This is a genomic window from Alienimonas californiensis (genome assembly GCF_007743815.1).
GTDB classification, from domain to species: domain Bacteria; phylum Planctomycetota; class Planctomycetia; order Planctomycetales; family Planctomycetaceae; genus Alienimonas; species Alienimonas californiensis.
Genome location: NZ_CP036265.1, coordinates 2,624,544 through 2,649,768, shown reverse-complemented (window position 1 = coordinate 2,649,768; position 25,225 = coordinate 2,624,544). Strand labels below are relative to the sequence as shown.

The following is a 25,225-nucleotide window of genomic DNA, read 5'->3' as shown; positions in this document are numbered from 1 at the left end:
CGTCATTCGCCTTCGTTGTTGGTGTCGGTGAACCGCACGTCGGCGAGGAACGCCTCGAACGCGGGGGTCGCGGCGGCGACGGCCTCCTGGTCGCCGATCAGCTTGAACAGCCACAGAGACTCGCCACGGGTCAGGGCGGCGGCGAGGACCGTCGGCCCGTCCTCTTTGGCGGGCAGCTCGATCCGCACGGCGTCCGCCCCGCCGACGGTGATCGGTCCGGCGTCCTCCTGCGGATTCCACGCCCCGGTTCCGGACTGCTCCGCGACGATCCCCACCAGGTCCGGCAGGGCCATCGCCCCGGCGGGGAACTCGCTGATCGTCGCCCGGGCCGCGTCCTCGCCGTCGCCCGTGGCAAACGCGAGCCGCGCCGTCGCGGGCGCCGGTTCGTCGCTCCACCCCTCCGGCCGCTTGTACTCAAACGGCACGGCCTCCGCGGGCGGCTTCACAGACGCTTGCGGTTTCGCGGGAGATGATGAAGCGGTTTCGCCGCCCATCGCCCCCGCCGGCGTGGAGACGCTGAGGAGTTGAGCCGTCGACCCGTCGGCGAGCGTCACCTCTTCCACCGTCCCGGCGTCGCCGGTCGCCCCGACCTGCCCCCGCCAGCGCTCGACGTCCGCGTCGATCCGTTCGTCCAGATCGCCGCTGACGCCGAGGCGGATCACCGTCGCCTCCGTGCCGTCCGGGGTCAGCAGCGTCGCCGCCCGCATGCCGCTGCCGGGCTGTTCGGTCCAGCCCTCCGGCGTCGTCCAGGTCGGTTCGCCGTCGGCAAAGGTGACGGTTTCGAGCCAGGCGCCGAAGTCTTCCTCCGCGGCCTCGACCGCGGCGACGGGGCCGTTGAGTTTGAAGTACCAGAGGGCCCCGTCGTCCGCGCGAGCCGTGGCGATCGCCCCGAGCAGCCGCTGCGGTTCGTCCGGCGTCTGCACGCCGGTCATCCCGCCGCCGGCCGCCCCGCCGGCGAAGGGGGCGAAGGGCGGCGTCGCGGCGGGCGGCGTCGCGGGGACAGCAGCCGGGTCGGTCTGCTCCAGCGCCGGGACGGTGTAGACGGCGATCGGGTCCTCCTCCTCCCCGCACCCGGTCAGCAGCGTCGCGGCGAGGAGCGCCCCCGGCAGCGTGCGGGGCGAACGCGGGAGCGACGGTAGAACGAACCGCAACGGCACGGCGGAAGACGGGTGAGAGCGTGGGGCGGGGCCGCCGCCCGCCGGACGCGGGGCGACGACGGGGGGAGGGGGGACGATTGTATCCGGGGAACGCCCCCAAGGGCGCCGGGCGGCCCGCCGCCGCGGCACATTGACCGGCATCGCCCGATGGGTGAGGCGTTTTTCGACGGGCCACGCGGATTGGCACGCGGTTCGCAACAGGTCGGTGCGGACCGCGAACGCACGACGCCGCCGCTGTTCCGCCCGCCGCCGCGTGGGCCGCCGCCTGTCAGTTTCACAATCGCCCGCCGGGGGATTGTCGTTCTGACACCCGGCCGCCCCGCCCAGCCGCCGGGCTTTTCCACCGTAACCCATCGGCAAGAGGCCGCCCGGGTGTTCGACCGCACAACCGTCTCCGCTCCCCGCCCCCACGCCGGGGCGACCCCTGCCGGGGTGAAAAGTCGCCGGGGAGCCCGCGCCGTGCCGCTCTTCGTGGCGGCCGCGGCGCTCTCGCTGGCCTCCGCCGGGCCGCCGGCCGACGCCGGCCCCGACCCCCTCGCCGCCGATCAGGCCGCGACGCCGGAACAGCCCGTCGTCCCGAATCGCCTCAGCCACCCCGAACGCACCGCGGCCTTCGCCGGGCAGGGCGAAGGGGACGTGAAACTGATCTGGTTCACGATGACCAACTGCGGTCCGTGCCAGACGATCCGGCCGTTTATCGAGCGGATGCACGCGGACGGCCTGCCGATCTTCAAGGTCGACCTGAACAGCCGGCCGGACCTCGCCCAGCGGTTCGGGGTGAACAGCGCCCCGACGTTTTTGTTGGAGGTGAACGGGGAGGAAGTGCATCGCAGCAGCGGGGTGCCCGGCGGCGACGGCTACGGCGTCGCCCAGCGGCTGCGGACCCGCCTCACCAGCGCCATGACCGCCAACGCCGCCGAGATTGCCCGGGCCGAACGCAGCCGCCAGCCGGAACGCCTGCCGGAGACCCCCCGCCGACCGGCCGAGCCCTCGGACGTTCCCCTCCAACTGACCGGCGGCCGGGAGCAGGGCGCCGCGGAGTCCGATCGCGGCCTCTTCGACTGGCTGAAGTTCAAGAAAAGCCAGGAGGAGTCGGACGGCCCGAAGACGATCGACGACCCGTTCGCCGACGCCGACCCGAGCGGCTTCGCCTCCGCCGACGAACCCGGCGCCGCCCCCGCGGCGCCCTCCGGCGGCTACGAACGCACCGCCGCCGTCGACGCCCCGCCGGTCTCGCCGGAGCGGGACCCGATGAAGACGGTCGCCCGCATCCAGGTGTTCGACGACGCCGGCCTGAACTACGGCAGCGGCACCGTGATCGCCAGCCGCCCGGGTCGGGCGATCGTGCTGACCTGCGGGCACATCTTCCGCAGCCATCAGCCGGGCGGGCGGATCGAGGTCGAAACCTTCGCGGACGGTGCCCCCCATGCCTGGCCGGCGACGCTGATCGGGTTCGACGAGAAAAGCGACGTCGGCCTGCTGGCGGTGCAGTGTCCGACCACGGTGCCCGCCAGCGCCCTCGCCCCGCCGGGCGTGTTCCCGGGCGACAAGGTGGTGAGCGTCGGCTGTGACGGCGGCAAGGAGCCGACCCGCCAGGGCCACCGCGTGCAGCGGGTGCCGGCCTGCGTCGGGCCGAAGAACTTCAGCTGCACCGGCCAGCCGCAGCTCGGCCGCAGCGGGGGCGGGTGCTTTGACGGGGCGGGCCGGCTTATGGGCGTGGTCTGGAGCCGCAGCGAAGACCCGCCGGAGGGCATCTACACCGCGATCGAGCCGATCAACGCCCTGCTGGACCAGCACGGTCTGACGGCCCTGAAGCCGCCCCCGGCCGGCTCCACCCCCGGCGAGGCCCCCGCCGCTTCGCCCGAGTCCGGCTTCGATTCGCCCGGCGCCGCCGCGGCCGCCCCGCAGTTCGCCGGCGCCGAGGCCGTCGACGCCGAGGACGGCGCCGCGACCGACAATCCCGCCGCGGAGGTCTGGATGGACGCGCTGTTTGAAGAGGGCGCCCCGACCGCCGCCCCGGCCCGCACCGCCGCCGTCGACCCGTCGGCCGCCGCGGCCCGCCCCGCCGCCACCCGGGAAAGCTCCGCCGCCGTCGCCGATGTGCTGGGCGCCGCGGGCGGGTCCGAGATCACCTGCATCATCCGCCCGCTGGGCCCGGAGGGCGGGCCGACGCGGATCGTGGTCATCAACCAGGCGACGCAGCGGACGCTCGCCCTGTTGCAGGGCGACGCCGCCGGCGGAGCGGTCGAGACGAGCCTGTACCAGCCGACGGCCGCGCAGGCGGCGTCGGCCCCCGAGGCGCCTGTCGCCCCGCTGCGGCTGGGCAACGGGATCGTGCGGACCCACGGCGACGCCCCGGCGTCGTTCTGCCGGCCGGTGGTTTGTCGCCCGCGGCGGATTCGCCGATAATCCGGCTTCGCATCACCGACCCCGCACCGCCGGAGCGCCCCCCCGTGCCGATCCTGAACGACAACTCCGAGGCCATCGGCAAAACGCCCCTGGTGCGGATCAACAAACTGGCCGCCCACACCGGCGCCACGGTGCTGGCCAAAATCGAGGGCCGGAACCCGGCCTACAGCGTGAAGTGCCGGATCGGCGCCAACATGATCTGGGACGCCGAGAAGCGCGGCGTGCTCAAGCCGGGGATGAAGGTCGTCGAACCGACCAGCGGCAACACCGGCATCGCGTTGGCGTTCGTCTGCGCCGCCCGCGGCTACGAACTGACGCTCTGCATGCCGGAGAGCATGAGCCTCGAACGCCGGGCGATGGCCCGCTCGCTGGGGGCGAACCTCGTCCTCACCCCCGCCGCCGACGGCATGAAAGGGGCCATCAGCAAGGCCCAGGAGATCGCCGACGAATCCGGCGCTTTCCTGCCCCAACAGTTCGAGAACCCGGCCAACCCCGAGATCCACCAGAAGACCACCGGCCCGGAGATCTGGGAGGACACCGACGGCAAGGTGGACATCTTCGTCGCCGGCGTCGGCACCGGCGGCACCATCACCGGCGTGAGCCGCTACTGGGAACAGGAACGCGGCACGCCCCTGCACAGCGTCGCCGTCGAGCCGGAGACCAGCCCCGTCATCTCCGGCGGCTCCCCCGGCAAGCACAAGATTCAGGGCATCGGCGCCGGCTTCATCCCCAAGAACCTCGACGTGAGCCTCGTCGACGAGGTGGTCAAGGTGACCGACGACGAGAGCTTCGAGATGGCCAAGCGGATCGCCGCCGAGGAGGGCATCACCTGCGGCATCTCCTGCGGCGCCGCGATGGCCGGGGCGATCAAGATCGCCGAGCAGCCTCAGAACAAGGGCAAAACGATCGTCGTCGTCCTCCCGGACCTCGGCGAGCGCTACATGACCACCCCGCTGTTCGAGTCCTTCCGCGACGAACCGCAACTCGCCAGCGCCTCCTGACGAAGGCGAGCGGGGGGCGTCAGCCCCCTGTGCGCTCTCAGTGCGTGCTCGAAGCGTGCTCACGGCGGCAAACTCAGGGGGCTCACGCCCCCTGCTCGCCGGGTCAGGCGATCCGCTCGCCCAGGGTGCAGTCTTCGTAGAGCGCGGCCATCGGCAGCGTCACGCCGAACCGCGGCAAGTCGACGTCCTCGTCGCGGAACCGCTTCTCCGCCCAGCGCGGGTTCTCGGGAGACGAGGCGTCGCGGGTGAGGCGGAGGACTTCGCGGAGGTTCGGCTGAACGATCAGGTAGTTTTCGAGCGTCGGAATGCGCAGGTACTCCCGCCGCTTCTCCCCGCGGTCGATGCGGGCGGTGGAGGGGGAAAGGACCTCGGCAATCAACACGGGATCGAGGAGCGTGTTCTGCCCGTCGTCTTCAAGAACCGGCGGAATCGGTCCCGCGACCGCGTCTGGATAGTAGTACGGCCCGTCCGGAATCCGCGTCCGCATAGTCTGCCCCAAGGCCGCGAGGCTGGGTCCCCCCTGATGCCGGAGCGGGCGGAGAGCGGCGTTCAGAATGGCCACGAGGTTCATCCCGACCAGGGCGTGATTGAACGTTCCGCCGGTCATCAGTCGAACCTTTCCGTCGACCCATTCGTAACGGGTGCGAACTGCCGCGTTGTCGAACGCCAGGTATTCCTCCCGCGTCATCCGCGGCAGGGCGGCGGGGGGGGCGTCGGGGTCGAGGCGGTCCGGCCAGGCCGGCGGGGCGGTCGCGGCGGACTGCAGAACGGCGTTCATGGGACGGCGTGAACCGGGGGGAGTCGGGCTGCGTCCAGTCTACCGCATTGCGGACCGGGCGGTTCGCCGGTGCAATGCCGCCCCGCATACTCCCTTCCGCTCGCTCGTCCGATGGCCGACTCCGCCCCGCACACCAACCCGCCCTCCGGGCGGGATTACTCCGAATACGGCTTCGCCAGCCGGGCGGTGCACACCGGCGTCGATAAGGACGGGCAGTACCGCAGCGCCACCACGCCGATCTACCCGACCAGCACGTTCGTCTGGGACGACGTGCGGACCAACCGCGGCTACGACTACACTCGCAGCGCCAACCCCACCCGCCGGGCGCTCGAGGAGAACCTCGCCAGCCTGTGCGGCGGCGTCGACTGCCGGGTGACCTGCAGCGGCATGGCCGCCGTCGACCTCGCCTGCCACCTGCTCAACAGCGGCGATCACATGATCGCCGGCCGGGACATCTACGGCGGCACCTACCGCCTGTTCCACGACGTCCTGCCCAAGCGGGGGATTCGCGTCTCCTTCGTGAACCTGTCCGACCCGGACGAGGTCGCCGCGGCAGTCTCCGAGAACACCCGGGCCCTCTGGATCGAAACGCCCTCCAACCCGCTGATGAACGTCCACGACGTGCGGGCGCTGGTCAAAGTGGCCAAGGAAAAGGGCCTATTCACGATCGCGGACAACACGTTCCTCTCCCCGGCCCTGCAACGGCCGATCGAACTGGGCGTGGACGTCGAGGTGCACTCCACCACGAAGTACATCAACGGGCACTCCGACGTGATCGGCGGCGCCGTGGTCGCCGGCAGCGAGGAGTACGCCAAGGGAATCGCTTTCGCCTGCAACGCCCTGGGCCTGGGCGGCAGCCCGTTCGACTGCTGGCTGACGCTGCGGGGCGTGAAGACGCTGGGCGTGCGGATGAAGAAGCACGAGGAAAACGCCCTCGCCGTCGCCCAGTTCCTGTTCGAGCACCCCGCCGTCGAGAAGGTCCACTACCCCGGCCTGCGGCGCCACCCGGGGCACGAACTGGCGAAGAGCCAGCAGGACGGCTTCGGGGCGATGCTCTCCTTCGAGACCGCCGGCGACATGCGGTTCGCCCAGAACACGCTGACCGGCACGAAGCTGGTGATGCTCGCCGAGTCGCTGGGCGGCATCGAGAGCCTGTGGCAGTACCCCTTCCTGATGAGCCACGCCAGCATGAGCGAAGAGGCCCGCCGGGCCGGGGGGATCAACGAGCATTTGATCCGGCTGTCGGTCGGGATCGAGGACGCCGACGACCTGATCGCCGACATCGGCGCGGCCCTCGAAGCGGCCAGCGCCAAGGCCTGAGCCGATCGTCACGCCGAGGCCCGGCCGGGCCTCGGCGTGACTCATGGTGGGGGAAACGCGGATTGACCGCCCCCGCCGCCCGGACCTACGGTTGAGGCTGCGCCCGCTGCGTTCCGTCGTGAAGGCTCACGCCCCAAACCGGAGTCCCGCCGATGTCGCCCCCTTCGCCGCCCCCCGGGACCCCCGCTCCCGGGAACCGTCCGGAATCCCGCATCGTCGCCGGGGCGGACGCCCTCAAGCGCTTCTTCGCCGGGCTGGTCGAGAACACCTTCCAGACGGAACTGGGGATGGCGGACCCGTCCCTGACGGACTACCTCGGCGACCTGCTGGTGCGATTCACCCAGTGGGACGCGATCTTCCGGCTCCGCACGCCGGACGGGGCCCGGATCGAGCAGGTGGCCGGGATGCTTCAGGAAGCCGATCAACGCGAGGGCCGTCCCCGTCGGGACGGCTTTCGTCATGCCGGGGACGTGGCGTTGTTCCTGACCGGCGTCTATCCGGAGCGTCTGAAGCGCCGGAACACCGCCGACGCGCTGCTGGACGTGTCGTCGCTCGGCAAGGCCGCCTACCGCACCGCGGCGGACGCTCCCCCGGACGAAGCCGACGGCCCGGTGCTCCTCCGATTGGCGGACGAGTTCGAAGTCTGCGGCGCCGGCCTGGCACAGGTCCGCAAGCAGTGGGAAAAGCTCGCCGCGTAGGGTCCGCTCCGCGGACCGTGCAGAGCGATCGGCGACGCGCTGGAAACGGTTCGCAGAGCGAACCCTACCCGCCGCGCACGCTGCGGCGCAGGGCGTGGACGAGGCCGTCGTAGGCCGTCTGCAAGCGGACGTCGCGGTCGACCTGCGGCTCGGTCGGCGAACCGGTCGTGGCGGCGGCGACCAGTTCCCGCACGGCGCCGGCGGAGCGGTCGTCCAGCAGCACGGCGGTGCGGCCGACCCGCTCCCGCAGGCGGTCCACGCAGGCTTCGTAGCGGCCGGCCTCCCCGGCATTGGCGGCGGCCAGCAGCGAATCGGCCGTCTCCGCGACCTCCCCGGCGAGATCGAGCTGCCGCGGCTCCAGACTCCGCCGGCGCCGCTCCGCCCCGCGGGAGAGGCCCAGCAGATAGCCGGCGATCCCGCCGGCGACCAGGGCGGCGATCCAGCCCAGCGAGACCAGCAACGCATGCACCCGGGCGTCGCCTCCGGGCGGCGGGGGCGTGTCGCTCGGCGGGGGCAGCTCGTTGGGGTCGAACCCACCGCCGAACTCGGCCCGGCTGCGGGGCTCCGCCGTCCGCGGCCGCGGCGGGGGAGCGATCACCCCCGGGGCACCCGAGAACCGCTCGGACGGCCGCCCGAACGGGTTCGGCCGCCCGCCGTACGGATCGCTGCCGGACTCGACGCCACTGCCGGATTCGCTCGAACCGTCCGGCGGGATTGTGGCACGGATCCAGCTGTCGCCGTCCCAGAAGATCGGCGGGGGGCTTACCCCCCCGTTCTGCGTGCCACTGCCGGATTCGCCACGGAACCGCGGCGGGTTGTCGTAGGCCCCGTCTGGCAATGGATCGAAGCCGCGGCGGAGGCCGCTGCCGCTTTCAAACCGCACCCCACTGCCGCTCTGAACAGGCGCCGCGGCGCCGGGGCGGCCGTCGAACCGTGCCCCCAGGCCGCTGCCGGATTCGGAGAACGCCGGGCCGCTGGCGCTTTCGACCGTCAGCCCGCTGCCGCTCTCCGGACGCTCCGGGGCGTCGACCGGCTCGGCGTCTCCGAACAGGCCGTCGAACAGCCCCCCCAGTTGGACGGCGGGGGTCGCTGCGGTCGGGGAACCGGCGAGCAGGGCGGCGGCGAGCAGGGCCGGTGTCATCGGGTCGATCCCTTGCCGCGTTTCGGTCCAGTCGGGTTCGAGACCTTGCCGCTGGGTTTCCACTGCGGATCGGGCACGTGCTCCGCGGCGGCGATCGCGACCATCTGGGCGACGATCTCCGGATGCTCCGCGGCGACGTCGTGCTGTTCCGCGAGGTCCGTGCTCAGGTCGTACAGGGCCGGGGTCTGGGAGCCCAGCGGGCGGAAGATCGCCTTCCAGTCCCCCTTGCGGACAGCCTGCTTGGAGCCCTGCTCGTAGAACTCCCAGTAGAGGTGGTCGTGCCGCTCCTGCTGGTCGGGGTAGCCGCGGAGCGTGGGGGCGAAGCTGATCGAGTCCAACCCCGGCGGCGGCTCGACGCCGGCGAGGTCGGCAGCGGTGGCGTAGAAGTCGCCGAAGTAGGCGACGTGATCGCTGGTCGTGCCGGCGGGGACGTGGCCGGGCCAGCAGGCGATGGTCGGCACGCGGATGCCGCCCTCGGTGAGGGTGCGCTTCAGGCCGGTCAGCGGACCGTTGGCGTCGAACTGGTCCAGGTCGTGGCCGCTCTCGTTATGCGGGCCGTTGTCCGAGGTGAAGAGGATCAGGGTCGACTCGGTCAGGCCCAGTTCGTCGATCTTCGCGACCAGTTCGCCGACCTGCTTGTCCAGCAGGGCGATCATCGCGGCCTGGCCCTTGGTGGCGTCGTCCCAGTCGTCGCGGTCGGCGAAGGCGCCATAGTCCGGCAGGTAGCGGTCGGCGGTTTCGGTGTCGTATTGCAGGCCGGGCACCTCGGACCCGCCGCCGGGCCGACGGCGGGCCTCATTGTTTGCGTGAGGCAGGGTGCTGGCGTAGTAGAGGAAGAACGGCCCCTTGGCGGAGTTCTCCACGAACTGCAACGCCTCCTCGTGGATCACCTCGGCGCTGTAGGCTCCCTTCTTGGCGGCGTAGCCGACGCCGAACCGCGGTTCGCGGCCCGCGGCGCCCGCCGGCACGACGTTCGGCTGGGGGACGACCTCCTCGTTCCGGTACAGGAACGCGGGGTAATAGTTGTGGGCGTGGTGCTGGTTAAGATAGCCGAAGAACTCGTCGAAGCCCTGCTTGGTGGGCACGCCCTCGCTGCCGGGTTCGCCCAGACCCCATTTGCCGAACAGGCCGGTGCGATAGCCGGCGTCCTGGAGCGTCTCCGCGACGGTGACGTACCCATCGGCCAGCGGCACGCGGGCGTTACCGCGGATGGGGGTGTGGCCGGTGTGCAGGCCGGTCATCAACACGCTGCGACTCGGGGCGCACACGGTGCTGCCGGCGTAGAAGTCCGTGAACTTCATCCCGCGGGCAGCGAGGGCGTCGATGTTCGGCGTGGGTACCGCGGTCGCCCCGAAGGCGCCGACGTCCCCGTAGCCGAGGTCGTCCGCCATGAACCAGACGACGTTCGGCTTCGCCGCGGAACCGGCGTCGGCCGGATCGGCGGCGAGAGCGGAGCCGAGACACAGCGACGCCGCGCCAAGCGTCAGCAGAACCGCCACGGACGACCGGCGAACCAAAAGAAAGAATGACTGGATGGACGACGACACGGGCGCGCTCCGGCGGGCATGGACCGCTCCAACCTACCGAGGGGTCGCAGCGGACGTCACCTCATCGGAACCGGCCGGTCCGTTTCGTCGCGACCAGGTTCCTTCTCAAACTCAAATAGCGGCAACGCGGGCGGACCGTCGGGCGGCGGCCTTGCGGGCCGGTCGCATGCGATTCTAAAACCTTTGGAAAACTGCCCGTCCGAAGCTCCGCCCGCCCCTGTCCACCGAGACCTCGTCCGCCAGCGCCCCTGCCCCCCTGCGGCGCCGCAGAGTCGGCCGGGCTGGAGCGATCGCCTTGTGGATCGCGGCGGCGGCCCTGCTGGGCGCCGCGGCCGCGGCGGCGCGTGACAAACCGGGCGATCTGCCCGTCTACACGCGGGCGGCGGCTCGGGCCGTGGCCGGCGGCGACTTCTACGACCCGGCGGACGTACCCTCATTCAGCTATCCGCCGGCACTGGTCCTCGCCGCCCTGCCGCTGCTACCGCTCGACGACTTCGGCCAGCGATGGGCTTGGTGGTCGCTGAATCTGTTCCTGCTTGGCGGGATCCTCTGGACGGTCAAGGCGGCGGTCACGCTGGCATTGGAGGTCGCGTCGGAGACGGGGGAGAGCCGAACTGCGGAAGCTCGGCGGCGGGTGTGGGCGTGGGGGGGGCTCACCGCGCTGCTGGCCGCGCGGTTCGTGTTGTCGCCGCTGCAATATCAGTCCCACGATCTGATTCTGTTGGCGCTACTCACGGCCGGAGCCGTATGGTGGACCCGGGGCCGCGACGGGGCTGCAGGCGCTGCCTGCGGGCTCGCCGCCGCCCTTAAGGCCACGCCCCTACTGGCCCTGCCCTTCTTCCTGCTCCGCCGGCGTTGGAGGGCAGCGGCGGCGATGACGGCGGTCGGGGCGGCCACGACGATCCTGCCGGACCTGCTGTTCCGTAATCCGGCGGGGGGTCCCTGGGTGTTCACCTGGATCGAACGGTTTGTCCGCCCGGTATCCGCCGGCGTGGCTCCGAACGTGCCGGGTGCCTGGACCCGGTGGAACCCGCTGAACCAGAGCCTGACCGGGACCCTCACGCGGCTGACGTCCGCTCCGACCGAGGCCGAACATGTCCCGGTTCAACTGATCCTGGCGTCACCCGGCGTCACCCGCGGACTCACGTTGGCGGCGCAAGCCGCCGTAATCGCTTGGCTGGCGTGGTGCGGGTGGCGGCCGCGGCGCGACGATCGCCCCGCCGAGCCTCTGGCCGCCACAGTCCCGCCGGACGTCACCGCGACGTCGGACCGTCTCACGCCGGGTCTGCGGTGCCTGGCAGAGCTGTCGCTGGTCCTGTGCGGAATGCTGTTGCTGTCCCCGATGAGCAGTACGCAACACTTTTGCCTGCTGTTGCCGGGGCTGGCCGTTGTCGCGGCTCGACTGATCATGACGCCGCGTGACAAGACGAACGTGCTGCTCACGGCGGTTCTGCTCGTGCTCGGTCCGCTGCCAGCTAAGGATGTCGTGGGCGATTATGCGGCGGAGGTCGTCCGCAGCGGAGGCGGTCACACGGCCTGCACCCTGCTCGTGCTGTGGGCGACCGGCCGGCTGCTGATCCGGGACCGGCGGGCCATGGCCAGATCCGTCGGCGAGCACTGAAAAAACCTCCCTTGTCCGGTTGGCCGCCGCGGCTCTCCGATTTCGTCCCGTTGCCTCTTTCCCCCCGTCCGAGCGTGTTCGCCCTCGCCGACGTGACCAAAAGCTTCGGGGGGCGCCGTCGCGGGACGGCGCCGACGGTGGTGCTGGATCGGCTCTCGCTGACCTTCGAACCGAAGCGCACCACGGCGCTGATCGGCCCCAGCGGGTGCGGCAAGTCGACGGTGCTGCGGCTGCTCATCGGCCTGCTCCGTCCGGACGATGGCGTCGTCACCGCCCACGGCGATCCCCTGCCGCCCGACAACACCGCGGCGCTGCGGGCCCTGCGGCACCGCGTGGGTTACGTCATCCAGGACGGCGGCCTGTTCCCGCACCTTTCCGCCCGCGGCAACGCCACGCTGCTGGCCCGGCACCTCGGCTGGGGCACGGACCGCATCGAGGCCCGGCTGCATACCCTCTGCATGCTCTGCCGGTTCGATCCTGATCTGTTGGACCGCCGCCCGGCCCGGCTCTCGGGCGGTCAGCGGCAGCGGATCGGGCTGCTGCGGGCCCTCTTCTGCGACCCCGACGCCCTGCTGATGGACGAACCGCTCGGCGCCCTGGACCCGATCGTCCGCGACGAGTTGCAGGGCGAACTGGCCGAACTGTTCGCCTCCCTGAAGAAGACTGTGGTGATCGTCACCCACGACCTCGCCGAGGCCGCCCGCATGAGCCCGGACCTCGTGCTGCTCTCCGGCGGCCGCGTCGCCCAGCGGGGGGCCTACGAAGACCTGCGGGACGCCCCGGCGGACCGCTTCGTCGAACGCTTCGTCACCGCCCAGCGGGGCCTGCCGGGATGAGTCTCCCCACAAACCCGCAGGCGAGCGGGGGGCGTCAGCCCCCTGAGGGCGCGAGCGCAAGGCGTCAGCCCCCTGAGCGTCCCGTCACGCATGATGACTCAGGGGGCTTACGCCCCCCGCTCGCCGGGCGGTGGGGGTGGGCGCTCGTCGCGGCGGTTCTGAGTTGTTTCGGGTCGAACCTCGTACAGGCCGCCGACCCACCGCGGATCAACGTGGGCTCGAAAGCGTTCACCGAGTCGATCGTGCTGGGCGAGATGGCCGCCCAACTGGCCCGTGACGCCGGGGCCGTCGTCACCCACGACGCGGCGCTCGGCGGCACCTCGAACGCTTGGAAGGCGCTGCTCAGCGAGGAGATCGACCTCTACCCGGAGTACACCGGCACCCTCGCCCAGGACATCCTCAAACGCCCGGACCTCAAAACGCTGCCCGAGCTGCGGGCCGCCGTCGCCCCGCTGGGGCTGAAGATCAGCGAACCGCTCGGCTTCGCCAACGGCTACGCCCTCGGTATGCGGGAGGACCGGGCCGAGGAACTGAAGATCCGCACCCTCTCGGACCTGCGAAAGCATCCCGGGCTGCGGCTGGGGTTCAACTTCGAGTTCTTCCAGCGGGACGACGGCTGGGACGGCCTGAAGCGCGCCTACCGCCTGCCGCAGACCTCCGTGACGAAGCTGGAGCACGAGGCCGCCTACAGCGGCCTGAAAAGCGGGGCCCTGGACGTGATCGAGCTGTATACGACCGACGCCAAGCTCAGCCGGGCCTCGATTCGGCAGTTGGAGGACGACCGCGGGTTCTTCCCCGACTACAGCGCCGTGCTGATCTACCGGGCGGACCTCGCCGACCGGGCCCCCGCGGCCCTGGACGCGATCCGGCAACTGGAGGGCACGCTGGACGAGGAGACGATGATCGCCCTGAACGCCCGGGTCGACGCCGAAGGCCTGTCGGAGGCCGTCGCCGCCGGTGAGTTGCTGGCGGAGCGGTATCCCTCCATCCGCATCCCCGCCGCCCCGAGCCGGTTCGAGCGCATCGCCGCCCGCACCTGGGAGCACCTGGGGCTGGTCGTCACGGCACTGGGTTTCGGGTTGCTGGTCGCCATTCCGCTGGGAATTCTCGCCGCGAAGCGCCCGAAGGCGGGGTCTTGGGTGTTGGGCGGGGCCGGCCTGCTGCAAACCGTGCCGAGCCTGGCGCTGTTCGTGTTCCTGATCCCCGTGCTGGGGCTGGGCTTCGCCCCGGCGGCGGTCGCGCTGTTCCTGTATTCGCTGCTCCCCGTGGTGCGGGGCACGCACGCCGGGCTGACGGGCATTCCGGAGTCGATCCGCGAAAGCGCCCGGGCCCTCGGGTTGCCGCCGGCGGTGCGGTTGTGGCGGGTGGAGCTCCCGCTGGCGCTGGGGTCCATCTTCGCCGGCATCAAGACCGCCGCGGTGATCTGCGTGGGCACCGCGACCCTGGGCGGGTTCATCGCCGCGGGCGGCTACGGCGAACCGATCTTCACCGGCCTCCGCCGTGACGACATCGGCCCGGTACTGGAAGGGGCGATCCCCGCCGCGGTAATGGCCCTGCTGGTGCAGTTCGGCTTCGACCGCCTCGAACGGCAACTCTCCCGCCGCCGTTAGCCGCTCTCTTCAAGAGAGCGGCTAACTCATGCGGCGCACCCGGTTCCCGCTTACCGCCAACCGCCCGCTCGCCCACCGGCGGATCGCCTCCGGCAGGGCCTCGCATTCCGCGGCGAAGACCCGGGCGGCGAGGGCGTCGGCGTCGTCGTCCGGCTCCACCGGCACGACCGCTTGCAGCACGATCGGCCCGGCGTCGTATTCCTCCGTCACCAGGTGCACGGTGCACCCGCTGACCGTCACCCCCCGGGCCAGCGCCGCCCGGTGCACCCGGTCGCCGTACATCCCCGCCCCGCCGAACGCCGGCAGCAGCGAGGGGTGAATGTTGAGCACCCGCAGGTCCCAGCGCTTCGGGATCGGCAGCCGCGACAGGAACCCGGCCAGCACGACGAGGTCCGCCCCGCTCGCCTCGATCCGGCTCCAGACCGCCTCGCCGTAGGCCGCTTCGTCGGGGAACGACCGCGGGGCGACGACCTCCACGGCCAGCCCGGCCTCCTCGCAGCGGCCCACGCCGGCACAGGGGCGGGACGCCAGCACGCAGACGATCTCCGCGTTCAACCCGCCGGCGACGATCTGCTCGTGCAGGTTCAATACGGTTCGGCCGCCGCCGGAGATCAGGCAGGCCAGGCGCACCGGCCGCTCCAGCGGCGCCGCCAACGGGCGCCGGGGGCCGTTCTGGTCGAGATCATTCGCCACGGGGGAACTCGGATTCGTTCTCGGGGGGCGGGGTGAAGCCGCCCAGGTCCGGCGTTTCGCCCCCGCCGGCGGCGACCGGGCCTTTCCGCCGTTTCGGCCGCAGCCACCACGCCCACAGCCCGGCGCTGAGGCCCACGACCGCCACCGCCGCCGTCAGCGCCAGCACGAACGGCGTCGCCGGCGGCGGCGGTTCGACCGGCAGCGGTTCGACCCGCTCCGCGAGAATCAGCGGGGCAATCCGCGTTTTGCCGTCCCGGGCCTCGTAGCCCCACCGCTTGAAGAACCGCCCCGTCACCTTCACCGGCTCCAGCAGATCGTCCCCCCGCGGCAGGCCGGGCGCCGCCAACGCGACCACGACTGCCGGGTTTGTCTGGGAGTCGTCCGTGTACAGCACGACGGACACCCGGGTCTCCTCCGGGTCCGCCGCGGTCGGGCCGGCGGGGAACTCCGTAACCTTACGAGCCTGCCCGATCAGCGTGACGGCCTGACCGCGGTATGCGTCCGGGTGTTTGAATAGATCCGGGAAGGCGGGAAAATCGCGGTTGTCCGGCACGTTCAACGCTTCCCGCCGCTGCGTGCGAAAGCGGGCCGCCTCCGCTTCGAGCGACGCAGCGTCGGCGACCCGCAGTTCGTCCAGCACCGCTTCGTACAACGCTCCCTCCGCCGGCCGCACACCCAGCGTGTCGTCCTGCACGATCGCGAAGCGATCGCCGGCGGTCGCCCGGCCGGCGTCTTCGCCGCGGACTGGTTCTTCTTCCTCGCCGCTGACGGGGGGAGGCTCGGCGACTGCCTGATTCGCCGCCTGGGCTGCCAATCCGGCGCCCGCCGACAGGGCGGCGAGCAGCGCGACCGCCAGACCGCCCCGGGCGAACGACGCGGCGGCGGGGGGACGGGAACGCGGCATGCCGCCAGTCTCCCGACGGAGGCCCCGTGGCGAAAGCCTGTCGGCGCCGGGGCTGCGACCTTCCCGAAGTTGTTTGACGCCGACCGCCGGCGACCTAACATCCCGCCCACCGCGAACGGCCGCTGAGCGCCGCCGCGCCCGCCGCGGCCGTTCGGCACGGCGTTCGCACGTCTTCCGGGCGTATCCCCCGCCCAAATCCCAGAGCGATCCCATGGCCGTTCAAACTTTCACCGACGGCAACTTCCAGGACGAAGTTCTCGCCGCCGACACCCCCGTCCTCGTCGACTTCTGGGCCCCGTGGTGCGGCCCCTGCAAGATGATCGGCCCGACCATCGAAGAGCTGGCCGGCGAGTATGAGGGCAAGGTCCGCGTCGGTAAGCTCAATACCGACGAGAACCCCCAAGTCGCCAGCAGCCACAATATCTCCTCGATCCCGACCGTGATGCTGTTCAAGGACGGCCAGGTCGTGGACCGTGTGGTTGGCGTGGCCGACAAGAGCAAGTTCGCTGCCATGCTCGACAGCCACTCCTGAGCCGTCTTCCCTCAGCCGGACGTTCCCGTCCGGCTGAGGACCAATATCGCGAAGCCACCCCGCCCGGGATCCGTCCCGGTTTGGCGGTGATGAAGCCGTCGCGGATGGACCCGCGGCGGTTTTCGCGTGCGCGGACCGGAACGGGCCGCACGCTCCTGCGCCTCCCCGCTTCGCCGTCGCCGCCGGGCGGCGCGCCCGTCAGGGAAACCGGGGTTCCCCTGTGCGCCGCGGTGACCGCTGTGCTATCCGGCGAGGGTCCCCCCGTCGCCCGGCCCGCCGATGTCCGCTCCCACCCCGACGACGCCTCCCGATCAGGCCGCGGTTCGTTCCGAAGCGGCCCTTTCCGAAGCGGAGGCCGATCATCTGCTCACCCGCCTGAAGCGGGACGCCGCGGCGCTGTCCGCCACGGAATTGCGGGCGTTGGCCGTCACCTTGACCGACCGCCGCGACGCCGTCGCCCGTCGTGAAGCCGCCGTCGTGGCCCGGGAGGAGCGGACCGAAACGGAGGTCGCCCGCCGCGAAGCCTCCGCCGCCGACCGCGACGCCCGCGCCGCCGACCGGGAACGCGCCGCCGCTGACCGCCGCCGCGAAGCCGACGAGCGCGCCGCCTCCGCGGAGCGGTTCCTCTCCGACCTGGAACGGGACCGGGCCGCCTTCGCCGCGGATCGGGAGCGGGTCAAAGCGGAGATCCATGCCGCCAAGACCGCCTGCGACGGCGAACTGGACGACCGCCGGTCCGCCTGCCAGCGCGAACTGGCCGCCGAACGGGCCGCATGGGAACAGGAACTGGCTGAGGAGCGCGACGCTTGGGAGGCCGAACGCCGCGCCGCGGAGAGCCGGCTGGCCGACGAACGCAGCGCCCTGGACCGCCTGCGGGACCAACTGACCGAAGACGCCGCCGAACTGGACAGCGACCGCGACCGCCTCGCCGCGGACCGGCGGGCGTTCGAGGAGGATCAGATTGCCGCCCGGGACCTGCTCGAACAGGAGCGGGCCGTCCTCGAGAACCGGCTGAACTTCCGCAAGGCCCACCTCGACCGCACCGCCGAGGAGCTGCGGCAGGCCCGCGGGGAGTTCGACGCCCGGGTGCAGCGCGTGCGCGCCGCGATGGTGCGGTCCGCGGAGATCGCGGACGGCCGCCGCCATGGGCTCGACCGGTTCCGCGACCTGCTGGACAAGCGGGAGGAATCGCTCGCCCGGCACGCCGCCCGCTCCGCCGAGGAACGCACCGCCGCCGCCGCCGATCTGGCCGCCCGCCGGGCCGCCGTCGCGGAGGACGCCGCCGCCTGCGAGCTGACCCGGCAGGAGAGCGCCGCCTTCACGGCCAAGAACCGGGAGACGCTGGACGCCCGCGCCGCCGCCCTGGACTCCCGCGAAAAGAGTCTGACGGAGTTACGCGAGCAACTGGAAGCGGCCCACAGGGAGACATTGACGCTCCGTGTCGCCGTCGAGGAGTTACTGCCGCGTTTGAAGGACGCCGGCCCGAGCGCCCCGGTCGGCCTGCGGCTGGAGGAAAGCCGCCGCCGCGTGGTCGCCTACCTCGGCGAGCGGGAGGAATCACTCAGCCGCCGGTCGGCCGAACTGGAGCAGGCCAAGCGGACCCTCGCCCGGCAGGCGGAAGAACTCGAGACGCAGCGCCGCCTGCTGACCCGCTGGGAAGCGGAACGCCGCTCCGCCGCCGCCGCCCGCGAAGAGGAACTGCTCCGCCGGGCCGCCGCCGTCGCCGCCCGCGACGACCTGTTCGACCGCGCCCGCCGCCGCTGGAGCGAGGAGACCAACAAGTCCGGGACGATGATCCGCGAACTGCTGCGGGAGATGGAGGACGCCGTCGCCGCGGAGATTCACGACGAACCGGCGATCTTCAAACTGCCCGCCCCGGAAGAACTGGGCGCCGCGAAGAACGACCGCCGCGGCCTTATCCTCCCTGGCGGCTTCCGCCGGGCCGCGTAATTTGTTCAAAGGCGAGCGCGGGGGCGTCAGCCCCCGTGTTCCCTCACGCATCCGACCGCTCAGGGGGCTGACGCCCCCGCTCGCCGGGAATAACATGGGCGCGTGCCCTCGCTATTCGTCCTCACCGCCGCCGACGCCGACCGGGCCGTGATCCTGCGGCGGGGGCCGACGAAGTGGTTCCACGTCATCGGCTGGGACACCCGCCGCGACGTTTTCGAGCACGGGGCGTGGATTAGAGGGCGGATTTACGAACCCGCCTGCGATCTGTCGCCGGACGGGCGATTACTGATTGCGTTCATTAGCAAACACTCTGCGTACCAGTTTAAGAGCAGCTACACCCACGCCTGGACCTCGATCAGCCGCGCCCCCTGGCTCCAAGCATTGGCGTTGTGGCCGCAGGGAACGACCTACTACGGCGGCGGGCGATGGGACGGCCCGCGATCCCTGGTCGCCCGGTTCAACCCGGAAGACGTCCACCCCCAGCACCCTGCGAACGGCCTGACAGTTCGTTCCTCAAGGAGCGTCGAAGGGTCCAGCGTCCCGATCCACACCGCCGGCGACCTCGTCCCCGACGCCGACTGGTCCGGCCGCGACCAACGTGGCGAGGTGATCTTCACCCGGGCGGGGCGCCTGTTCCGAATTGAGAACGGCGAGAAACGACAAATCGCCGACTTCACCGATCTCACGCCCGATCCGCAGCCGGCCCCGGAGTGGGCCGGGCGGCCGCTTTCATAAGGCGAGCGGTGGGCGTCAGCCCTCCGTGCGTTCGGCGCCGTGCGACGACACGGAGGGCTGACGCCCCCCGCTCGCCGACGGGTTTCTAAAACGTGCGCTCGACGAAGGTGGTGTCCATCGTGCCGTCGCGGAAGGTTTCGTTGGCGATGATCTCCCGCAGCAGGGGGACCGTCGTTTTGACGCCTTCGATATGAAACTCCGCCAGCGCCCGCTTCATCGTGGCGATGGCTTCGCCCCGGGTCGCGCGGTGGACCAGCAGCTTGCCGATCAGGCTGTCGTAGAAGGGCGGGACGGTATAGCCGGTATAGACGTGGCTGTCCCACCGCACGCCGGGGCCGCCGGGAATGCGGAGGGCGGTGATTGTGCCGGGGCAGCCGCGGAAGTCGTTGGCCGGGTCCTCGGCGTTAATGCGGACCTCAATCGCCGAGCCCTCCGCCGGGATGTTTTTCTGCTTGAACGACAGCTTCTCGCCGGCGGCGACGCGGATCTGCTCCTTGACCAAGTCGATGCCCGTCACCAGTTCCGTGACCGGGTGCTCCACCTGAATGCGGGCGTTCACCTCGATGAAGTAGAACTTATTGTCCCGCACGTCCAGCAGGAACTCGACCGTGCCGGCGTTGTAATACCCGGCCGTCTTCACCAGCCGGACGGCCGCGGCGCAGAGTTCCTTGCGAACCGAGGCCGGCAGGTTCGGCGCGGGGCTTTCCTCGACCAACTTCTGATGCTTGCGCTGCATGGAGCAGTCGCGTTCCCACAGGTGCACGGCGTTGCCGTGGGTGTCCGCGAGGATCTGCACCTCGACGTGCCGGGCCTTCTCAATGTATTTTTCGAGATAGACGCCGGCGTTGCTGAACGCCTTTTCCGCCTCCTGGGCGGCGGCCTTTAATCCGGCCTTGAGGGCGATGTCGTTGCGGGCGACCCGCATGCCTTTGCCGCCGCCGCCGGCGGTGGCTTTGATGAGGACCGGGTAGCCGATCTTCTCCGCCAGTTCGACGGCCTTATTTTCGTCCGTCACCAGCCCGTCGCTGCCGGGCACGGTGGGCACCTTCGCCTCCTGAGCGATGGAGCGGGCGGTGACCTTGTCGCCGAGCTTGCGCATCGCCTCCTCGGGGGGGCCGATAAAGGCGATGTTGCAGCTCCGGCAGACCTCCGCGAAGTGCGCGCTTTCCGACAGAAAGCCATACCCCGGGTGGATCGCCTGGACGTTGCCCAGCTCCGCGGCACTGATCAGGTGCTTGATCGAAAGGTAGGACTCCGACGCCGCCGGCGGGCCGATGCAGATCTTCTGATCGGCGAGGTCCAGGTAGGCGGCGCCGCGGTCGGCGGAACTGTAGACCGCGACGGATTCCACCCCCAGTTCGCGGCAGGCGCGGATGACCCGCAGGGCGATCTCCCCGCGGTTGGCGATGAGCAAACGTTGAAACATGAGCGGCGACCCGCCCGGGGGCGGGCGACGAATGAGGGGGGCGGCGGCGGACCCGTGCGGCGAGCCGGCGGACGGGGCCGGCCGGGCGGGGCGATCAGGCGAGGCGGAACAGCGGGGTGCCGTACTCGACCGTGTCCTCGGGCTTGACGAGCACCTCGGCGATGGTGCCGGACACCTCCGCGGGGATCTGGTTGAACACCTTCATCGCCTCGACCAGGCAGACGATGGTGTCCGGCTTCACCTCGTCGCCCACGGAGACGAATGCCGGTTCGTCCGGGCTGGGCGAGGGATAGAACGTGCCCACGGTGGGGCTATTGATCGTGCGACCGGCCGGGCCGGCCGGCGCCGCGGGGGCGGCCTCGGCCGCGGGGGCGGCCGGCGCCGCGACGGGGGCCGGGGCGGCGACGGGGGCGGCGGCGACCGCGACCGGAGCCGGCCCGCCGCGGCGGACGTGCCAGCGCTGGCCGTGGCCTTCGGAATCCCGGCCCTTCAGGTCGATCTCCGAGACGTCGAACCGCTGCATCATCGCGAGCAGCGATTCGACCGCCGGCAGATCGAACGGGCCGCCCTCGAACGACGTCGGGGCGTCCTGGGCGGAGCCGTTTTCGAGGTCGTCCGCGGCGTCGTCGGCGGGGTCGTGGGCGTCGTCACTCATGCGGGGCGGGAACCGCGGCGGGTCAGGCGGGAGTCAGGCGAGTCGGTTCGCGGCGGGGGAGGGAGGAGAGAACCTGACACCCCTCGGGGGTGACCAGCACGTCCTCCTCGATTCGCACGCCGAACCGGCGGGCAAGGTACACGCCCGGCTCCACGGTGACGACCATCCCGGGGGCGGCGAGGTCCTCGGAAATCGAACTCAGTCGCGGCGCCTCGTGCACTTCCAGCCCAATCCCGTGCCCCGTGCCGTGCCCGAAGAACTCGCCGAAGCCGGCCTCCTCGATCACCCCGCGGGCCGCGGCGTCCACGTCTTTCAGGGGCACGCCGGGGCGCAGCACGGCGAGGGCGGCGTCGACGGCGGCGTTCACCGTGTCGTACACGCGGCGGAACTCGTCCGGCTCCTCCCCCGTCACCAGCGTGCGGGTCAGGTCGGAGACGTAACCGTCCGGCATGCGGGCGCCCCAGTCGACCAGCAGCGTGCCGGCGTCGGCGATCTGCGGATCGCCCACGGAATAGTGCGGATGGGCGCCGCCGGGACCGACGGCGACGATCGGCGCGAAACTGAACCCCGTCGCCCCGTTCGCCCGCAGGGCCGCTTCGAGCCGGTGGGAGAGGTCCCGTTCCGATTCGTCGCCGCGCACCTCAGCCAGGGTGGCGGTGAAGGCGGTCTCCGCGGCGGCGACGGCGGCCCGGATACGACCGATCTCCCACTCGTCCTTGATCGCCCGCAGCCCCTCGACCAGCCCCTCCGAAGTCAGCAGCGGCACGCCGGCCGCGGCCCCCTTGAGCGTTTCGAAGTCGGCGAGGGTGATGTGCGCCGCCTCCACCGCGACCGGCCCGCGTTGCTTGCTGAGCACCTTGGCCGTGGACTGGGCGAAGCTTTCGGCCTGGGTGCGAATGGTGGCGTCCAGGCCGGGGCACTGCTGCTCGATCTGGGCGGCGTAGCGGCTGTCGGAGACGATCCGCTCGACGTCCGGCCCGATCAGCAGCCGGGCGCTGCTGCCGGTGAACCCGGTCAGGTAGCGAATGTTGACCGTGCTCTCGACCAGCACGGCGGCGAGGTCGGGATGCTTCTCCGCGAGGACCGCCCGCAGGCGATCGCGGCGAGCGGCGTAGGTTCCGGGGGGCGGGCTGGGGTCGTTCATCGTGCCGGGAGTGTAACGGCGAGGCTCCGCAGAGCCTCGCCGTTACAATGGAAGTATGCCTTCTCCAACCGCCCGCACGCCGGACGCCAGCGTGGACCTCGACCGGGCCGCGCGCTGCGGCTACCCGGAGGTGGCCTTCGGGGAGGGCAAAACCGGGGAACAGATCGCCGCCGTCTTCGCCGCCCAGCGGGAGGCCGGGCAGCGCTGCTTCGCCACGCGGGTGAGCGACGAGGCCCGGGCGACGCTCGCGGCCCGCTTTCCGTCCGCCGTCGTGAACGACGCCGCCCGCACCGTGCGGCTGGGGGAGGCGGGGGGCGAGGTCGGCTTTGTCCCGGTCGTCACGGCCGGGACGACCGATCGGCCGGTCGCCGAGGAGGCGCTGGAAACGCTGCGGTGGATGGGGGTGCGAACGGCGCTGATCGCGGACGTGGGCGTCGCCGGCCCGCACCGCCTGCCGGAGCGCCTGCCGGAACTGGCCGGGGCGGACGCCGCCGTGGTGGTCGCGGGGATGGAGGGGGCGTTGCCCAGCGTGGTCGGCGGACATCTCCCCTGCCCGGTCGTCGCGGTGCCGACGAGCGTGGGCTACGGGGCGAACTTCGGCGGGCTCGCGGCGCTGCTGGGCATGTTGAACAGCTGCGCGGCGAACGTGGTGGCGGTGAACATCGACGCGGGCTTCAAGGGCGGGTACGTCGCCGGCCTGATCGCGCGGGGGCCGACCTTTCCGACGGAGTGAGCCGATGTCCGACCTCGCCACCTTGCCGCACCTCGACGAGACCGCGGTGCGCCTGCTGAAGAAAGCCGGGATCGACTCCGCCGCGGCGCTGCGGGAGGCCGGCGCCGCGGACGCCTTCAACGCGGTGAAGGCCCACGGGCTCCAGCCGTCCGAGGACCTGCTGTGGGCGATCGAGGGGGCGTTGACCGGAACCGAACCGCACGACCTTTCCGCCGACCGCCGCAACGACCTGCTGCACCAAACCGGGGAACTGCTCTCATGAGCGCCGCCGTGCAATACCAGCCCGACGCGCAAGCGTCGGCCGTGCCTTCTTTCCCCCCGCCGATGACCACGACGGCCGACGCTTGCTAGGAAATTGCATCAAGCGGCAACCGCGCCCCGTCGGCGGAGGGCGTCGAGGATCAGGTGCGTGATCACGAACGGCCGGACCCGCGGCATCGTCCGCACCCACGGCGGCAAGCCGATCAGGCCCGTGCCGGCGGACTTGAGCGTCCCGAAGAACCGCTCGACCGCGATCCGGCCGGTCATCAACGCGGCCGCGAACGGCCCCCGCGGCTCCGCCAGCAGCGCCGCGCTTTCGTAGCGGCCCCGGCGGTGTTTGCGGCGGCCGAAGCCGCCTTTGCGTTTGGGGGCGATCAGCCGCAGATCGCCCCGGACCTCGCACTCGCCGTGCAGGGCGTTGACGTCGAAGTTCCCGTCGCCGACCAGGTAGCCGGTCGCCTTCGCCGAACGGATCATCCGCCGGGCCATGACCCGCTCGTCGCGGTTCATCGGCGTCAGCCGCCAGTCGGCGACCGACCCGTCGCCTCGCAAAAACAGGTGCAGCCGGTAGCCGTTGGCCTTCGTCCCGCCGGCGTGTCCGAAGGCGGCGTGCCGGTCGGTCGAGGTCGGGCCGATCGGCAGGGGCGTGCTGTCGATCCAGTGGGCCAGGCCGCCGTCGCCCCGCCCGGCCGGCGGGCGGACGACCGCCTGGTCCAGGGCGGCCAGCAACTCCCGGACGGACCGCGACCGCATCCGGCGGCTCATCGCCGCGGGGCTGGGCAGCGGGCGTCCCCGCAGCCAGACCGGCCAGTTGCGGGCGTCGCAGGCGTGGCGGACCGGCAGCTTCCGGACGACGGCGAAGAAGTAGACCTCGAGGATCCGGCGGTCGCTGAACCGCTGCCCGCGGCCGGGCCGGCCGTTGTGCAGGCGGGCCAGTTCGGCGACGATCGCGGTCCAGAGTTGGTGCCTCACGGCGGTCTCCCGCTGGGGGATCGGGGCGGATGGTGGAACACCCGCTACCGTGAGGCCCAACTCGTTTTTGCGCAAGACGTTGCGCCGCTAGTTGCAATTTCCTATTGCGCGTCGGGTTGGTAAATCCCCAAGAACGAGGACTCGATGACGATCGAACGCATCACCGCCGTCCCCCGGCACCCGGATCGGGAGGCGGAGAGCCACAAGGGAGATTACGGTCGCGTGCTGATCCTCGCCGGCAGCCGCGGCATGGCCGGGGCCGGGGCGTTGTGCGGCCTCGGGGCGCTGCGGGGCGGGGCGGGGCTGGTGACGGTCGCGTGCCCGGCGTCGCTGGCGAACACGGTCACGGCGATCGAACCGGGCCTGATGACGATGCCGCTCCCGGAGGAGGACGGCCACGTCGCCGACCCGGCCCCCGACGGCTGGAGCGACGAATTGTCGAACCGCGATTGGGACGCCGTCGCCCTCGGCCCCGGCCTGGGGCAGAGCGACGCGGCGAAGACCGCCGCCCGGCTGATTTTCACCGGCTGGGAGTTGCCGCTGGTGATCGACGCCGACGGCCTCAACGCCCTCTGCCACCCGTCGACGGGGCAGGGCCTCGCCTGGGAGCCGCACAATGACTTCCCCCGTGTCCTCACCCCGCACCCCGGCGAGTTCGCCCGGTTGCTCGGCCCGGACGTGAGCGTGAAAGAGGTGCAGGCCGACCGGGAGGGCCTCGCGGTCAAGTTCGCCGCGGAGCACAACGTCGTGCTGCTGTTGAAGGGTTCCCGTACGCTGGTGACGGACGGCGACCGGCTGTTCGAGAACCGCACCGGCAACCCCGGGATGGCCTCCGGCGGCTGCGGCGACGTGCTGACCGGGCTGATCGCCGCCCTGATCGGGCAGGGGATGGAGCCGTTCGAGGCCGCCTGCTGCGGCGCCCACCTGCACGGTCGGGCCGGCGACCTCGCCGCCGCCGCCCTCAGCCAACCCGGCCTGATCGCCAGCGACCTGCCCCGGTTCATCGCCCACGCCTTCGCCGACCCGGCCTACGAGCGGGCGGACGGCGACGGCTGAGATATCGGCCCCGCGGGGCGCCGTGCGGTCCTCGGGGGACGACCGG

The 25,225-nt window shown here is 71.6% G+C and carries 23 protein-coding genes; 13 read left to right on the top strand and 10 right to left on the bottom strand.

Annotation, left to right across the window (positions count from 1 at the left end):
* Nucleotides 1-2 precede the first annotated feature (2 nt).
* Nucleotides 3-1,157 carry a hypothetical protein gene (locus tag CA12_RS22020; RefSeq protein WP_165700678.1) on the bottom strand — a complete coding sequence of 385 codons (1,155 nt, stop codon included), beginning with the start codon at nucleotides 1,155-1,157 and terminating at the stop codon, nucleotides 3-5.
* 459 nt (nucleotides 1,158-1,616) lie between these two features.
* Between CA12_RS22020 and CA12_RS10410 the strand changes: the two genes are divergently transcribed.
* Both CA12_RS10410 and cysK read left to right on the top strand, forming a co-directional pair.
* Nucleotides 1,617-3,566 carry a trypsin-like peptidase domain-containing protein gene (locus CA12_RS10410; RefSeq protein ID WP_145358885.1) on the top strand — a complete coding sequence of 650 codons (1,950 nt, stop codon included), beginning with the start codon at nucleotides 1,617-1,619 and terminating at the stop codon, nucleotides 3,564-3,566.
* Between the two features lie 44 nt (nucleotides 3,567-3,610).
* Nucleotides 3,611-4,567: a cysteine synthase A gene (gene cysK, locus CA12_RS10405; RefSeq protein ID WP_145358884.1), complete on the top strand. Its 957-nt coding sequence runs from the start codon at nucleotides 3,611-3,613 to the stop codon at nucleotides 4,565-4,567.
* Nucleotides 4,568-4,670: 103 nt separating this feature from the next.
* On the opposite strand, the gene CA12_RS10400 is transcribed toward cysK, so the two are convergent.
* Nucleotides 4,671-5,345 (bottom strand): Uma2 family endonuclease, encoded by a 675-nt coding sequence (locus CA12_RS10400; protein WP_145358883.1) that lies wholly within the window; start codon nucleotides 5,343-5,345, stop codon nucleotides 4,671-4,673.
* Nucleotides 5,346-5,456: 111 nt separating this feature from the next.
* Between CA12_RS10400 and CA12_RS10390 the strand changes: the two genes are divergently transcribed.
* Together CA12_RS10390 and CA12_RS10385 are read left to right on the top strand one after the other, a co-directional pair.
* Nucleotides 5,457-6,665: a trans-sulfuration enzyme family protein gene (locus CA12_RS10390; protein ID WP_145358882.1), complete on the top strand. Its 1,209-nt coding sequence runs from the start codon at nucleotides 5,457-5,459 to the stop codon at nucleotides 6,663-6,665.
* Between the two features lie 152 nt (nucleotides 6,666-6,817).
* A complete protein-coding gene (locus CA12_RS10385) occupies nucleotides 6,818-7,363 on the top strand; it encodes a hypothetical protein (protein ID WP_145358881.1) in 546 nt (181 codons plus the stop codon).
* A 64-nt stretch (nucleotides 7,364-7,427) separates the two neighbouring features.
* Here the strand turns inward: CA12_RS10385 and CA12_RS10380 are convergent, their stop codons facing one another.
* Nucleotides 7,428-8,504, bottom strand: a complete 1,077-nt coding sequence (locus CA12_RS10380; protein WP_145358880.1) for a hypothetical protein — start codon at nucleotides 8,502-8,504, stop codon at nucleotides 7,428-7,430.
* Nucleotides 8,501-10,003, bottom strand: coding sequence for an arylsulfatase (locus CA12_RS10375; protein WP_242688199.1), 1,503 nt, complete (start codon nucleotides 10,001-10,003; stop codon nucleotides 8,501-8,503). The genes CA12_RS10380 and CA12_RS10375 overlap by 4 nt, the downstream gene beginning before the upstream one ends.
* Nucleotides 10,004-10,346: 343 nt before the next feature.
* On the opposite strand from CA12_RS10375, the gene CA12_RS10370 reads away from it, so the two are divergent.
* From CA12_RS10370 to CA12_RS10360, 3 genes are all read left to right on the top strand, one after another.
* Complete coding sequence (locus tag CA12_RS10370) at nucleotides 10,347-11,672, top strand: glycosyltransferase 87 family protein (RefSeq protein WP_145358879.1); 1,326 nt, start codon at nucleotides 10,347-10,349, stop codon at nucleotides 11,670-11,672.
* A 74-nt stretch (nucleotides 11,673-11,746) separates the two neighbouring features.
* A complete protein-coding gene (locus tag CA12_RS10365) occupies nucleotides 11,747-12,508 on the top strand; it encodes an ATP-binding cassette domain-containing protein (protein WP_145361429.1) in 762 nt (253 codons plus the stop codon).
* 212 nt (nucleotides 12,509-12,720) lie between these two features.
* Nucleotides 12,721-14,118 (top strand): glycine betaine ABC transporter substrate-binding protein, encoded by a 1,398-nt coding sequence (locus CA12_RS10360; RefSeq protein ID WP_207622197.1) that lies wholly within the window; start codon nucleotides 12,721-12,723, stop codon nucleotides 14,116-14,118.
* Nucleotides 14,119-14,139: 21 nt separating this feature from the next.
* Here the strand turns inward: CA12_RS10360 and purN are convergent, their stop codons facing one another.
* Nucleotides 14,140-14,811: a phosphoribosylglycinamide formyltransferase gene (gene purN, locus CA12_RS10355; RefSeq protein WP_207622196.1), complete on the bottom strand. Its 672-nt coding sequence runs from the start codon at nucleotides 14,809-14,811 to the stop codon at nucleotides 14,140-14,142.
* A complete protein-coding gene (locus tag CA12_RS10350; protein ID WP_145358877.1) occupies nucleotides 14,801-15,715 on the bottom strand; it encodes a hypothetical protein in 915 nt (304 codons plus the stop codon). The genes purN and CA12_RS10350 overlap by 11 nt, the downstream gene beginning before the upstream one ends.
* 211 nt (nucleotides 15,716-15,926) lie before the next feature.
* Here CA12_RS10350 and trxA point away from each other — a divergent pair, with 211 nt between their 5' ends.
* From trxA to CA12_RS10335, 3 genes are all read left to right on the top strand, one after another.
* Nucleotides 15,927-16,247 (top strand): thioredoxin, encoded by a 321-nt coding sequence (gene trxA / locus CA12_RS10345; RefSeq protein WP_145358876.1) that lies wholly within the window; start codon nucleotides 15,927-15,929, stop codon nucleotides 16,245-16,247.
* 279 nt (nucleotides 16,248-16,526) lie between these two features.
* A complete protein-coding gene (locus tag CA12_RS10340; protein ID WP_145358875.1) occupies nucleotides 16,527-18,197 on the top strand; it encodes a coiled-coil domain-containing protein in 1,671 nt (556 codons plus the stop codon).
* 102 nt (nucleotides 18,198-18,299) lie between these two features.
* Complete coding sequence (locus tag CA12_RS10335; protein WP_145358874.1) at nucleotides 18,300-18,932, top strand: hypothetical protein; 633 nt, start codon at nucleotides 18,300-18,302, stop codon at nucleotides 18,930-18,932.
* Between the two features lie 85 nt (nucleotides 18,933-19,017).
* Here CA12_RS10335 and accC read toward each other — a convergent pair whose 3' ends face one another.
* The 3 genes from accC to CA12_RS10320 form a co-directional block, all read right to left on the bottom strand.
* Entirely contained in the window at nucleotides 19,018-20,358 is a 1,341-nt protein-coding gene (gene accC / locus CA12_RS10330; protein WP_145358873.1) for an acetyl-CoA carboxylase biotin carboxylase subunit, read from the bottom strand.
* Nucleotides 20,359-20,452: 94 nt separating this feature from the next.
* Nucleotides 20,453-21,013, bottom strand: a complete 561-nt coding sequence (accB, locus tag CA12_RS10325; protein ID WP_145358872.1) for an acetyl-CoA carboxylase biotin carboxyl carrier protein — start codon at nucleotides 21,011-21,013, stop codon at nucleotides 20,453-20,455.
* 22 nt (nucleotides 21,014-21,035) lie between these two features.
* Nucleotides 21,036-22,157 (bottom strand): M24 family metallopeptidase, encoded by a 1,122-nt coding sequence (locus CA12_RS10320; protein WP_145358871.1) that lies wholly within the window; start codon nucleotides 22,155-22,157, stop codon nucleotides 21,036-21,038.
* Between the two features lie 55 nt (nucleotides 22,158-22,212).
* Here CA12_RS10320 and larB point away from each other — a divergent pair, with 55 nt between their 5' ends.
* Both larB and CA12_RS10310 read left to right on the top strand, forming a co-directional pair.
* Entirely contained in the window at nucleotides 22,213-22,890 is a 678-nt protein-coding gene (gene larB, locus CA12_RS10315; protein ID WP_145358870.1) for a nickel pincer cofactor biosynthesis protein LarB, read from the top strand.
* Between the two features lie 4 nt (nucleotides 22,891-22,894).
* Nucleotides 22,895-23,152, top strand: a complete 258-nt coding sequence (locus tag CA12_RS10310; RefSeq protein ID WP_145358869.1) for a TfoX/Sxy family DNA transformation protein — start codon at nucleotides 22,895-22,897, stop codon at nucleotides 23,150-23,152.
* 98 nt (nucleotides 23,153-23,250) lie between these two features.
* On the opposite strand, the gene CA12_RS10305 is transcribed toward CA12_RS10310, so the two are convergent.
* Entirely contained in the window at nucleotides 23,251-24,123 is an 873-nt protein-coding gene (locus tag CA12_RS10305) for a transposase (RefSeq protein ID WP_145358868.1), read from the bottom strand.
* Nucleotides 24,124-24,267: 144 nt separating this feature from the next.
* On the opposite strand from CA12_RS10305, the gene CA12_RS10300 reads away from it, so the two are divergent.
* Complete coding sequence (locus tag CA12_RS10300) at nucleotides 24,268-25,179, top strand: NAD(P)H-hydrate dehydratase (RefSeq protein ID WP_145358867.1); 912 nt, start codon at nucleotides 24,268-24,270, stop codon at nucleotides 25,177-25,179.
* The last annotated feature ends 46 nt before the right edge of the window (nucleotides 25,180-25,225 follow it).